Raw genomic sequence first — 12,560 nt, forward strand, 5'->3', positions numbered from 1 at the left:
TCGGCCGGACGGAATGGGGCCGATGTCCGAATTGACATGCCCACGCCCTGTGCCATGTACAATGGCACAGGTCACACTTCACTGGGAAGATGCAGGACCGAACCCGATGCGACTCCCCGGTGAACGCCGCTCGACACGATGGGGCGGCCCGGCGAGGAGGAGTGACCCGCTCCGCAGCCGTACGCCGACCCGGGCCCGCTCCGCCCCGGCTCCCCTTGCCCTTCGGGGGTGTGGCGCGCACCTTTCAAGGGGCGACTCGCCGCCGCGCAACGTGACATTGTATAGTGCGGTGACAAATCGTGAAGGGGAACGCATGAGTGAGCTGAAGTCCCGCAAACTCATCTCGGTGCAGGAGCATCTGCGCGACCAGGTGGCCAACGCCCTGCGTGCCGCGCTGATCGCGGGGGAACTCCAGCCCGGCGTGATCTACTCGGCGCCCACCCTCGCCGCCGAGTACGGCGTCTCCGCCACGCCCGTGCGCGAGGCCATGCTGGATCTGGCCCGCGAGGGCCTGGTCGAGGCGGTACGCAACAAGGGGTTCCGCGTCACCGAACTCTCCGAGCGCGACCTGGACGAGTACACCGAGATCCGCGCGCTCATCGAGATCCCCACCATCGGCCGCGTGACCCGCACCGCCTCCCGTGAGCAGTTGGAGGCGGTGCGCCCGGTGGCCGAGGAGATCGTGACCGCCGCGCAGTCCGGCGACCTGATCGCCTACCTGGAGTCGGACCGCCGCTTCCATCTCGACCTGCTCGCCCTCGCGGGGAACGCCCGCCTCGTCGAGACCGTGGCCGACCTGCGCAAGCGCTCCCGGCTCTACGGGCTCACCGACCTGTCCCAGGAGGGGTCGCTGGTGGGTTCGGCGCGGGAGCACACCGCGCTCCTGGACATCATGATCGCGGGGGACGCGGAGGGGGCCGAGGAGCATATGCGCCGCCATCTCGCACATGTGCGGACCCTGTGGGCGGCCCGGAAGCGGGAAGCCGAACGCGCCGCTCCGGCCCGCAAGCTCGGCGCGCACTGATGCCGAAATCCGGCGGAAGCGGCATGTGTTGGGGTCGCTGTCCGGCAGGGGCAGCGCGCGCTGAATCCGAAGTCCGGCGGGGACAGCGAGCGTTGACGTCCAGGGCCGAGAGGCACCGCACGCGCTGACGCCGAAGCCCGGCGGAGACAGCACGCACTGACGCCGAAGCCCGGCAGGCACGGCACGCGCTGACGCCCAAGCCCCACCGGCACGGCACGCGTTGACGCTCAGCTCCGCTCAACTCGACTCCGCAACCCCGCCCGTTCCCTCCTTCCGCCGGTAGGCCGCGACGGCGACCACCAGGTCCTGCCAGCCCATCCCGCACGTCTTCACAACCAGCGGGCGGTCGGCCGGGGCGGCGGCCTGTACACCGGTCAGGTCCGCCAGGGCGACCAGGGCGTCCGGGGCGAGCGCGCCCTCGCGGATCGCCATGGCGACGTCGCCCGCCTCGCGGAGGGCGGTGTCGCGGCTCTCCACCAGGACGGTGGCGCGCCCCATCAGCGCGCTGTCGAGCTCCCGCGCGTCCGGTTCGTGCGAGCCGACCGCCAGGACGACCGCGCCGTCGCGCACCAGCCGCCCGTCGACCACCGGTTCGCGCGCGGACGTCGCGGTGACGACGACCTCCGCGCGCCGCACCAGGGCCGCCACTCCCCCGCCGTCCGCAGCCGTGTGCCGGTCCGCCCAGCGGGGAACAGGCCCCCCGCGCCGGGTGACGACCGTGACGTCGGCCACCGGGACATGGGCCCGTACGGCGGCGACATGCCCCTCCCCCTGGGGGCCCGCACCGTAGACCACCAGGCGCAGCCCCCCGCACCCGTCCGCGAGCGCGCGCAGCCGCTCCAGGCAGGCCGCGACCGAGACGGCGGGGGTACGCAGGGTCGTCAGCGCCACCCCGTCCAGGAGGGCCACCGGTCTCAGGGTCGCGCTGTCGTGCAGCAGATACGTGGCGTTGATCCGCCGCAGCCCGCGCGCGGCGTTGCCGGGCGCGACGGTGGCGACCTTCACGCCGAACCAGTCGCCGGACTCGGAGGGCATGAGCAGCCCCTGACCGTGCGCCAGCGGCAGGACCGCCCGCGGTACGTCACCGTCCGGGTCGAGCCCTCCGGCCAGCGCCTCCCGGACCGCGGCGACGGCGGCCACCGGACCGAGTGCGAGCACGTCCGCCGCGTCGAGTGTCACCGTCATCGCAGGACGAACCCGGGTACGAGCGTGTCGTCGGGGTCGACGGTGAAGCGGCTGGTTCCGATGGCGTACGCGGTGCCCGTCACGGCCGGGACGACCGCGGGGCGGCCGTGGAGCGTGGTCAGCCGCTCGATCCGGGCGCGGAAGACGGAGCCCACCACCGACTCGTGCCGCAGCTCGTCGCCGAGGCGCAGCTCCCCGGCGTCGGCGAGGAGCGCCACCCGGGCCGCGGTGCCCGAGCCGCACGGGGAGCGGTCGACCTGGCCGTCCGCGAACACCGTGACGTTGCGGTGGTGCAGCCGCCATGTGCCGTCTGGCCGTTCGACCGGGGCGCCCGCCTCCTCGGTGAACACCGTGCCGTAGACGCCGGACAGCCGGGGATCCCCGGGGTGTTCGGCGGCGTCGGCGGCGTTCAGCGCGTCGCGGATCTCGCGGCCGGCCGCGATCAGGGCGGTGACGTCCCGCGGCCGGACCCGCAGGCCGAACCGGTCCGCCGGAAGCACGGCGTACATGGCGCCGCCGAAGGCGATGTCGACGGTGACCGTTCCGTACGAGGTCGCCACCTCCACACCCCGCGCGTGGACGTGGCCGGGGACGTTGATGAACGTCACGTCCGCGACCCGGCCGCCGGCTGTGCGCACGCTCGCCGTGACGCGGCCGGAGGGGACATCGATGACCACGTCCGTCGTACCGTCGGCCGGCGCCGGGACCCGGCCGGTGGCGACCGCCCAGGCGCCGAGGGCGATCGTGCCGTGGCCGCAGGCCGTGGAGAAGCCGTCCTTGTGCCAGAAGAGGGCGCCGAGGTGGGCCCCGGCGTCGTCCGGCGGGACCAGGAAGGCCCCGTACATGTCGGCGTGGCCGCGCGGTTCGCCGCACAGCAGGGCCCGGGTCCACTGCACCCCGGCGTCGGCCATGGCGGCCGTGCGGCGCTCGGCGACGGTGAGCCCGTGCCCGGTCACGGCGGGCGGGGACGCGGGCACGATCCGGAACGGTTCGCCTCCGGTGTGCCAGTCGGCCGTTCCGATCGGCGCGGTGCCCGGCGGCACGTGCACCGCCGCAGGCTCCGGCGTCGCGCCTCCCTGCGCTTCCGGTGCGTCTGCCGTTCCCGGTGTCTGCTGTGCCACCCGCGTCACGCTCCTCGTAGAGGTACCGACATGTCTGCGCCGGTCCGTCGTCCGGCGGCCGGGCAGGGGGCGCGGCGGGCCGGACACCCCCGGCGTCCGGCCCGCCGCGCGGTCATACGGTGAACCCCACAGGGTAGGGGTCCGTGGGGTCGAGCAGATACTGCGCGGTCCCGGTGATCCAGGCGCGGCCGGTGACGGAGGGCAGCACGGCGGGCCGGCCGCCGACCGTGGCCTCTGCCAGGATCCGGCCGGTGAAACGGGAGCCGATGAAGGACTCGTTGACGAAGTCCTGCCCGGTCTTCAGCAGTCCCCGCGCGTGCAGTTGGGCCATCCGGGCGCTGGTTCCCGTCCCGCAGGGCGAGCGGTCGAACCACCCGGGGTGGATCGCCATGGCGTGCCGCGAGTGCTCGGCGGTCGAGCCGGGAGCCTCCAGATAGACGTGGTGGCAGACGTCGATCGCGGGATTCTCCGGATGCGCCACCGGGTTCTGCTCGTTGATCGCCTTCATGACGCCCAGGCCCGCGTCGAGCAGCCGCTGTTTCTCCGACCGGTCGAAGGGGATGCCGAGGTCCTCGGTGCGCACGATGGCGTAGAAGTTCCCGCCGTACGCCATGTCGTAGCGGACCGGGCCGAATCCCTCCACCTCGACGACCTGGTCCCGTGCGTGGCTGTAGGAGGCGACGTTCTCCAGGGTGACGGACTCCGCGCGGCCGTCGCGCACGGCGACCCGTGCCGTGACGAGACCGGCGGGGGTGTCGAGGCGGATGAGGGTCTCCGGTTCGACCGCCTCGACCATGCCCGTCTCCACGAGGACCGTCGCCACGCCGATGGTGCCGTGGCCGCACATGGGCAGGCAGCCGGAGACCTCGATGAACAGCACGCCGAAGTCGGCGTCCGGCCTGGTCGGGGGCTGGAGGACGGCTCCGGACATGGAGGCGTGCCCGCGCGGCTCGCACATCAGCAGGGTGCGCAGCCCGTCGCGCTCCGCCATGAACCGCTCCCGCCGTTCGGCCATGGTCGTGCCCGGCAGGACGCCCACCCCGCCGGTGATGACCCGGGTCGGCATTCCCTCGGTGTGCGAGTCGACCGCGTGGTAACAGACCGTCGAACGCACGTCAGTTCACCCCCGCGTCGATGAGGGCCCGGGTGGCGGAGCGCACCACGGCCTCGGTCTCCGGGTCCAGGGGCTGCCGGGGCGGCCGGCAGACGCCGCCGGTCCGGCCGATCATGTCCTGGCCGAGCTTGATCGCCTGGACGAACTCGGTCCTGCTGTCCCAGCGCAGTACGGAGTGGAGCCGCCGGTAGAGCGGGAGCGCGGTGTCGAGATCGCCTGCCAGCGAGGCGTTGTAGAGGTCGAGGCAGGCGCGCGGGAAGACCTGCGGGTAGCCGGCGACCCAGCCCTTGGCGCCGGCGACGGCGACCTCCAGGAGGGTGTCGTCGGTGCCGATGATCAGGTCCAGGCCGGGGGCGAGTTCGTTGATGGCGTAGCACCTGCGGACGTCGCCGGAGAACTCCTTCACGCCCACGATGAACCCCTCGGCGTGCAGCTTGGCCAGCAGCTCCGGGCGCAGGTCGACCTTGGTGTCGATGGGGTTGTTGTAGGCGGTGACGGGAAGCCCGGCGGAGGCCACCATCGCGTAGTGCTCCAGGACGGCGCGGTCGTCGGCCCGGTAGGCGTTGGGCGGCAGGCACATGACGGCCTGGCAGCCGGCGTCCTTGGCGAACCGCGCGTGCCGCCTCGCCTCGATCGCACCGTACGCTCCGACGCCCGGCATCACGGTGAAGCCCTCGGGGGCGTTCGCGACGGCGGTCTCCACGACACGGTCGCGTTCCTCGTACGTCAGGGTCTGGTACTCGCCCAGCGAGCCGTTCGGGGCGACGCCGTGCAGGCCCTGTTCGGCGAGCCAGGCGACGTTGTCCCCGAAGGCGCCGTGGTCGACGGCGAGGTCCTGGTCGAACGGGAGGCTCGTCGCGACGATGACGCCGTGCCAGGGCATACGGGTGTGGGTGCGGGTGCGGTCCATGGGAACTCCTCAGGTGTGATCGGAGGTGGACTCGCCGGAGTCGGCGAGCGCACCGAGGGTGACGGGGGTCGCGATCAGCCGTTCGGCGGGGGCGTACGGCTGATCGCGGGCCACGAGGCAGTGCACGGCGGGTCCGCACATCCGGCCCTGGCACCAGCCCATGCCGGCCCTGGTCAGCTGTTTGACCTGCCGGTGGTCGGATGCCGCATCGTCGGCGCGAACGGACCGGACCGCCCCCGCGGTGACCTCTTCGCACCGGCAGACCGGTGTGTCGTCGGTCAGCCACGCGGGCCAGTCCGGCGGCAGGGGATGCGCCTGTGCCATCGCTCGGGCGAAGGCGCGGTGCCGGGCCACCGTCCGGCGCTCCGCGGCCGCGCGCCGGGCGTTCGGCCGGCCCGGCGCGGGAAGGTCGGTGAGCACCGAGACAGCGGCGACGCGGCCCTCGCTCACCGCGAGCGCGGCCCCGCCCACGCCGCAGGTCTCCCCCGCCGTGTACAGACCGGGCACCGTGGTGCGCTGTCCGTCGTCGACGGCGGCGGCCATGGTGCCGTCACCCGCGTCGGCGAGGTCGCAGCCGAGGGGGAGCAGAAGGTCGAGCTGCGGGACGAAGCCCCAGCCGACGCCCACGGTGTCGGCCTCGATCCGGCGCTCCGTACCGGGGAGCGGCCCCCCGTCGGCGTCCAGGGAGGCGGTGCGCACGACGGCGACCCGCCCCTCCTCTCCTTCCGCGCCGACGATCGCGGTGCGGGTGCGGACCGGGACCCGGTGGCGGGCGAGTGTGCCGGCGTACCGGGCGGCCTCGGCCCACTTGGCGGGGTTGCGCAGCAGGGGTACGGGGTGGCGCAGCCAGGCCGTGGGCGCGGCCGCCTCACACACCGCGACGACCTCGGCCCCGCGCGCGGCGAGGGCCGCGGCGACCGGCAGCAGGAAGGGGCCCGTGCCACCGAGGACCACCCGGCGGCCGGCGACGACTCCACCGCCCTTGAGCAGCGCCTGAAGCCCGCCGGCGGTGAGCACACCGGGCAGGTCCCAGCCGGGGAAGGGGAGTTGGCGGTCGTAGGCGCCGGTCGCCACCAGCAGGGCCGGTGCGCGCAGCACGACGGCCCGCTCCTCGGGCGCCCTGCCGCGGTCCACGGCGTGGACGGTGAAGCCGTCCTCCTCGCGGGCCGTGGTCCACACATGGTGGTTGAGCAGCAGCGTGAGCCGCCCGCTGCGCTCGTGGGCGGCCAGGGTGGCGCAGAGCGCCCGGTAGGTGCGGAGGCCGTGGTGGAGGTCGGCGGTCGGTACGGCCCGCCGTGCGTGCGGCGGGGGGTGGCGCCAGAACTGGCCGCCCGGGGCGGCGCCCGAGTCGATGAGGACGACCCGCAGCCCGCCGTCCAGGGCGGTGGCGGCGGCGGCCATGCCGGCCGGGCCCGCGCCCACCACCACGAGGTCACGGGGCTCACTCATCAGCCCGTGGTCACGCGACTCACTCGTCTCCACGTGGTCACGGGGCTCACTCGTCTCCACGTGGTCACGGGGCTCACTCATCGTCGGCCTCTCCTGTTGTGACGGCCATGCCCGCGCGGGCCTGCACCAGGCAGGCGCGCTGCCCGTCCGCTCCGTCGACGGTCACGAGGCAGTCGTAACAGACGCCGATCCCGCAGAAGATCCCCCGGGGCCGCTGCCCGCCCCTGGTGGTCCGCCAGGCGACCCGGCCCGAGGCGACGAGCGCGGCGGCCAGGGTCTGTCCCGGTACGAACGGCAACGGCTCGCCGTCCACGGTGAACACGGTCGCTGCGGTCACTTCGGCACACCTCCGGGGTTAAGGAATCGGTCGGGCAGAAGGCCGGTGTGGGCGGCCGGGTCGGCGCCGCGCCACGGGCGGCCGAGCAGCTGGGCGGTGACCAGGGCGCCGGTTCCGGGGGCGAGGCCGATGCCGGCGCCCTCGTGGCCGCACGCGTGGACGACGCCCGGGACACGGGGGTCCGGGCCGATGACCGGCAGATGGTCCGGGCAGTACGGCCGGAAGCCCCGGTAGGCGCGGATCAGGTGGACGCCGCGCAGGAACGGGAAGAGGCGGCATGCCTGGGCGGCGAGCGTCGCCACCACGGCCGGGTTCATCGCGGTGTCGAAGCCGACGCGTTCGCGGCTGGCGCCGATCAGGATCGTGCCCGCGCGGGTGCCCTCGACGACGCAGGAGGTCTCAAGACCCTCGTCGCTGGAGGCGACGTTGGCCACGTAGTCGGCGGAGTAGACCTTGTGCCGGATCATCGGCGGCAGCGGCTCGGTGACGAGGACGAAGCCCCGGCGCGGCAGGATCTCGACGGGGGCGCCGAGCCGGCGGCCGACCTCGCCGCCCCAGGTGCCCGCGGCGTTGACCACGGCGTCGGCGGGCAGCACCGTGCCGTCGGTGGTGCGCACTCCGGTGATCCTGCCGTCGGCTCCGGTGACCGCGGCGGCGGCCTCACCGGTGTGCGTCCGGGCGCCCCGCCGGACGGCGGCCCGCAGCAGTGCGGCCGCCGCGAGGACGGGCTGCACCTGGGCGTCCTGCGGGTAGTGGACGCCACCGGGGAGGCCGGGCGCGCTGTGCGGTTCGAGGTCGCCGACACGTTCGACGGGTTCGGTGCGGACACCGGCCGCCGCCTGGCGCACGGCGAACGCGTGCAGGGCGGTGAGGGCATCGGGCGTACTCGCGACGACCAGGCCGCCCTTGGCCTCGAATTCGACGGTATCCGGGCCGAGTTCCTCCCCGGCCTCGTCCCACAGGTCACGGCTGAGCCGGGCCAGTTCCAGTTCGGGTCCCGGCTCCTTGTCGGAGAGGAGGATGTTGCCTTCCCCCCGGCTGGTCGTGCCCGCGCCGACGGGCCCCCGGTCGAGAACCGTGACGTCGAGGCCCGCCGCGGCGGCGTGGAACGCGCACGCGGCGCCCACGATGCCCGCGCCAACGACTACGACTTTCATGGCCACCCCCTAGTGCAATGTCACATGCCATTGCTTAGGCTATACATCCGGACGACCCGAGGACAACGCCGCCGCCCCGGTGACTTTCACCCGGACACCCGACGACCGCGCGCCACCCACCGGCGCGCGCAGGGAGACGCACCACGGCGAATCCGACCGGGCGTCCGCTCCGGAGCGGGTGTCCGATCCGGACCGGGCGTCCGCTCCGGATCGGACGCCGCCTCCAGACCGCCCACCCCAGACGATGAACGGACGTGCATCTGCGGTCAGTTGCGCTTCTTCACCGACCTGACCAGGAGGGGGACGGCACCCGGCAGCCGACTCGGCTCCGGGCCATCGGGTGCACAGGCGTACGGCTCCGGCGCATCCCCCTCGGCATGCCGGCCGGTGAGTTCTCCCTGCTGATGGGCCGGGCACGACAGGGGCCGGGCACGGGAGAGGCCGGGCACGGGAGAGGCCGGGCCCGTACACGCACCGGCCCCTGCGATCCTGGCGTGCGACGCGGACACGTACAGCGCGCACGAGGATCTCAGCGGCGAGGCCTTCGGGGCTGCGGGGCTGCGGGGCTGCGGGGCTGCGGGGCCCGCCGTACGCACCCCGACGCTGGTTGATGGCGTTCAGGACGGCCGGTCGGCGGTGGAAGCCTTCAGTGGTTCTGGAACATCCGCGGTCGGCGGCAGCCCGGTGAGGAAGGTTCGGATCTCCTCGGCCTCGGGGAGGGCGAGGACGGTGTAGAGGTCAAGGGCCTGCCGGGCGTGGTCGTGGGCGAGGTCGATGCGGCCGAGGTCGCGGTGGACGCGCGCCAGGCCGTCGTGGGCGCGGGCCTGCTCGGGGCGGTAGCTGAACTCACGGGCGAGGGTCAGCGCGGTGTCGTGTTCGGCCGCCGCCCTGGCGAGGTCGCCCATGGACCGGGCGGCTTCCGCGAGGGCGTTGAGCGACTCGGCCTCGTCCCCGGGGAAGTCGAACCTGCGGCTCAGCTCCAGGGCGCGACGGTGATGCTGCCGGGCCTCGTCGTAGCGGCCCTGCCGTTGGTACAGCAGCCCGATGTTGTTCAGCACGACGGTCTCGCCGATGCGGGATCCCGTCTCGTGGTGCACGTGCAGCGCTTGGCGATGATGCTCGTGGGCGTCCTCGTACCGCCCCTGGCGTTCGTGGATGACGCCGAGGCCTGCCATGCATCTGGCTTCGCCACTGCGGTCGCCGAGCTCGCGGAAGAGCACGAGGGACTGCGTGTAGTGGTCGCGTGCCCGGTCGTATTCCCGCCGGCGCGTGGAGAGGGTGCCGAGGTTGTGCCAGGCGCGGGCCTCGGCGCCCGGGTCGGCGATCCCCCGTGCGAGGCCCAGGGCCTGCCGGTAGTGCTCGGCCGCCTGCTCGTAGGCGCCGTGCCACCAGAAGTGCACCTCGCCGAGATCGAGGAGCGTGTGTGCTTCGGCGGCCGCGTCCCCGCTCCGGCGGCCGGCGCGCAGGGCCAGGCCGTGGAGGGTCAGCGCGTCGGCCTGGTGGGCGTGGCCCAGCAGGTAGCGGTGCAGGGTGGCGGCCAGTTGGCCGGTGTGTGGGAGCCAGTCGTGCTCGGCCGCGTACTGGCCGGTCGCCATGAGGTTCGCGCGTTCGCTGTCCAGCCAGGTGATCGCCTCGGCCTCGCCCTGTGGGGGCGAGGCCGGGTTGTCCGGCGTGGGGATGCGTGGCCTGCGGTTCTTGCCCTCGGGGTAGAGGTGGTCGACGGCCGTGCTCGCGGTGTGGAGGTAGTGATGGAACAGTCGGCCCAGGGCCTCGCGCCGGGCGTCGGGGGGTTCGTGGGCGGCCGCGGTGGCGAGGGCGTGTTCGCGCAGCAGGTCGTGGAAGGTGTAGCGGCCGAACTGATGCTGGGTCAGGACATGGGCGTCCAGGAGGTCTTCCAGGAGCGTCTCGGCCTGCTCCGGCGAAAGGTCGGCCAGCGCGGCTGCCGCCTCGGGGCTGATGTCCCGGCCCGGCTGGAGCCCCAGCAGCCGGAACATACGTTGCTGATCCGATGTCAGCTGCTGGTAGGACAGCGTGAACGCCGCTGCCACTCCTCGCTCCGAGGTGGCCAGCTCGGCGAGTCTGCGGCGCTGGTCACGGAGCCGGCCGGCCAGGTGGGCGACGGTCCAGCGGGGGCGATGGCGCAGGCGGGCGGCGGAGATGCGGACGGCCAGCGGCAGGAATCCGCACAGTTGCAGGACATCGAGAACGGCCAGGGGTTCGGCGGCCGCCCGTTCGCCGACGATCGCCGTGAACAGCTCCACGGCGTCCGCGGCGGGCAGTACGTCCAGGGACATCGCGTGTGCCCCGTCCAGGTCGGTCAGCCGTCGCCGGCTGGTGATCAGGATGAGGGCGCGGGAGGCTCCGGGCAGCAACGGGCGTATCTGGTCGGCGCCGAGGGCGTTGTCCAGCACGGCCAGCACGCGACGGCCGGAGAGTTCGGACCGCCACAGCGCGGCGCGGTCGGCGACCGTAGCAGGTATGTGCGGGGCGGGTACGCCGAGTTGGCCCAGCAGCACTTCGAGTGCGGTACCGGCGTCGAGCGGTGTCTGGCCGGCGGTGTGTGCCTGTAGGTCGATGAAGAGCTGTCCGTCCGGGAAGTGTCCCGCGAGGCGGTGTCCCGCGTGGACCGCGAGCGTCGTCTTGCCGACCCCGGCCATCCCGTCGATCGCCGAAATCGTCACGACGCCACCGCTGTTGCCCGACCACAGGCGGATCAGCCCGTCGAGCTCGTCCTCACGTCCGGTGAAGTCCGGGACGTCGTACGGCAGGAAGTTGATGCCCGGCGGTCTCGTCGGCGCGGTGTCCGGCGGCCGCAGGTCGGGGGCGTCCCGCAGGATGTCCTGTTCGAGCTTGCCGAACGCGTGGCCGGGGTCCAGTCCCTGCTGTTCGGCCAGGGTCTCCCGGAAGGTCCTTGCCACGTGCAACGCGTCGGTCTGGCGTCCGGCGCGGTACAGGGCGAGCATCAGCTGGCAGCTGATCCGTTCCCGCAAGGGGTTGGCCGCGACATGGAGGGACAGTTCGTCGATGAGGTCGTCGTGCCGCCCCCGGGCCAGTTCCAGCTCGGCCAGGCGCTCGACGGCGGTCAGCCTCTGCCCGTTCAGACGGGCTCTGGCGCTCTGGACGTAAGGGGCGGTGATGTCGGCCAGCGGCTCGCCCCGCCACAGCGCCAGCGCGGCACGTATCCGGTCCACGGTGTCCTCCGGGTCGTCGGAGACGGCCCGCGCCTTGGCGGTCAGGCTGGTGAACTCCTCCAGGTCGAGTTGCCCCGGCTCGGGGGTGATCACGTACCCGGCCGGCCGGGTGGCCAGCATCCGGTCGGCTTCAAAGGCGCGCAGCATCCGTCGGATCGCGGCGATCGTGGTCTGGATCTGCGCGCGGGCGGAGTCCGGCGGCAGCGGCCCCCACATCGCGTCGATCAGGCGATCCGTGCTGATCGCGACCCCGGCGTGCAGCAACAGGTAGGCGAGCACGGCGCGATGGCGGGGCGCCAGTCCGGGCGCGTCCGAGCCGGGAGCCAGGGCCTCCACCGGGCCGAGGATCGTGAACCGCATGCCGTCACTCCAGGGGTCGCCCTTGCGTGCATCGAGGAAGCATCGGGAATGTATCAAGATCAACGGGCAAGGTTGCCGGCATGCCAGCACTCCACACCGTCGAACCGGAGATCGCGACCGGTGAAGCCGCAGCTCTGTTCACCGCCACGCATCAGACCCTGGGCGTCGTTCCCAACCTGGCCCGGGTGATGGCCAACAGCCCGGCCGTACTGAAGGGGTACTTGGCCGCCGTCACCGCCCTCAGCACGGAGGGAACCCTGTCGGCTGACGTGGGCGAGAGCATCGCGTTGCTGGTGGCGCAGGAGAACGGGTCCGACTACTGCCTGTCCGTGCATACCTTCCGCGGGGCCAGGACAGCCCGGCTGAGTGCGGCCGAGGCCACCCGCGCACGCCGGGGCGAGGCCGACAGCCCCTGGACCGCCGCTGTCCTGGAGCTGGCCGCCGCGACGGTCCGTGACCGCGGAACCCTTGCCGACGAGCAGCTGACCGCGGCCCGGCGCGCCGGCCTGTCCGACGGGCAGATCGTCGAGGTCATCGCCCATGTCGCTCTCAACGTGTTCACCAACTACCTTGCCACGGCCGCCCGTGTCGACATCGACTGGCCGCTCGTACGCCACACCGACTGAGAGAACGCGAACACGATGACTCGGCCGGAGCCCGGCCGCCTGAACCGGGCCACCCCAGCCCGTCCGAGCCCGCCGTCCGAACCCCC

Annotated in this window: 10 protein-coding genes; 2 read left to right on the top strand and 8 right to left on the bottom strand. The window is 73.3% G+C overall.

Features of this window, described 5'->3' with window-relative positions:
• Positions 1 to 313: 313 nt before the first annotated feature.
• Complete coding sequence (locus tag ACGF2Y_RS27280) at positions 314 to 1,024, top strand: GntR family transcriptional regulator (RefSeq protein WP_392952561.1); 711 nt, start codon at positions 314 to 316, stop codon at positions 1,022 to 1,024.
• A gap of 237 nt (positions 1,025 to 1,261) precedes the next feature.
• Here the strand turns inward: ACGF2Y_RS27280 and ACGF2Y_RS27285 are convergent, their stop codons facing one another.
• From ACGF2Y_RS27285 to ACGF2Y_RS27320, 8 genes are all read right to left on the bottom strand, one after another.
• On the bottom strand, positions 1,262 to 2,209 hold the full coding sequence (locus tag ACGF2Y_RS27285) for an ornithine cyclodeaminase family protein (protein ID WP_392952563.1): 948 nt from the start codon (positions 2,207 to 2,209) through the stop codon (positions 1,262 to 1,264).
• Positions 2,206 to 3,252: a proline racemase family protein gene (locus tag ACGF2Y_RS27290; protein ID WP_392952722.1), complete on the bottom strand. Its 1,047-nt coding sequence runs from the start codon at positions 3,250 to 3,252 to the stop codon at positions 2,206 to 2,208. The genes ACGF2Y_RS27285 and ACGF2Y_RS27290 overlap by 4 nt, the downstream gene beginning before the upstream one ends.
• A gap of 190 nt (positions 3,253 to 3,442) precedes the next feature.
• Positions 3,443 to 4,444, bottom strand: coding sequence for a proline racemase family protein (locus ACGF2Y_RS27295; RefSeq protein ID WP_392952566.1), 1,002 nt, complete (start codon positions 4,442 to 4,444; stop codon positions 3,443 to 3,445).
• A 1-nt stretch (position 4,445) separates the two neighbouring features.
• Positions 4,446 to 5,354: a dihydrodipicolinate synthase family protein gene (locus ACGF2Y_RS27300; protein ID WP_392952569.1), complete on the bottom strand. Its 909-nt coding sequence runs from the start codon at positions 5,352 to 5,354 to the stop codon at positions 4,446 to 4,448.
• A gap of 9 nt (positions 5,355 to 5,363) precedes the next feature.
• Positions 5,364 to 6,803: an NAD(P)/FAD-dependent oxidoreductase gene (locus ACGF2Y_RS27305; protein ID WP_392952725.1), complete on the bottom strand. Its 1,440-nt coding sequence runs from the start codon at positions 6,801 to 6,803 to the stop codon at positions 5,364 to 5,366.
• 73 nt (positions 6,804 to 6,876) lie between these two features.
• The gene (locus tag ACGF2Y_RS27310; RefSeq protein ID WP_392952571.1) at positions 6,877 to 7,140 is read right to left on the bottom strand and encodes a (2Fe-2S)-binding protein; all 264 of its coding nucleotides are present in this window, start codon (positions 7,138 to 7,140) and stop codon (positions 6,877 to 6,879) included.
• A complete protein-coding gene (locus ACGF2Y_RS27315) occupies positions 7,137 to 8,297 on the bottom strand; it encodes an NAD(P)/FAD-dependent oxidoreductase (RefSeq protein WP_392952574.1) in 1,161 nt (386 codons plus the stop codon). Before ACGF2Y_RS27315 ends, ACGF2Y_RS27310 begins: the two co-directional genes overlap by 4 nt.
• Positions 8,298 to 8,914: 617 nt before the next feature.
• On the bottom strand, positions 8,915 to 11,848 hold the full coding sequence (locus ACGF2Y_RS27320) for a BTAD domain-containing putative transcriptional regulator (RefSeq protein ID WP_392952576.1): 2,934 nt from the start codon (positions 11,846 to 11,848) through the stop codon (positions 8,915 to 8,917).
• A gap of 80 nt (positions 11,849 to 11,928) precedes the next feature.
• Between ACGF2Y_RS27320 and ACGF2Y_RS27325 the strand changes: the two genes are divergently transcribed.
• The gene (locus ACGF2Y_RS27325) at positions 11,929 to 12,474 is read left to right on the top strand and encodes a carboxymuconolactone decarboxylase family protein (protein ID WP_392952579.1); all 546 of its coding nucleotides are present in this window, start codon (positions 11,929 to 11,931) and stop codon (positions 12,472 to 12,474) included.
• Positions 12,475 to 12,560 lie beyond the last annotated feature (86 nt).

The sequence above is a fragment of the Streptomyces sp. NPDC048142 genome (genome assembly GCF_043202835.1).
GTDB lineage: Bacteria > Actinomycetota > Actinomycetes > Streptomycetales > Streptomycetaceae > Streptomyces.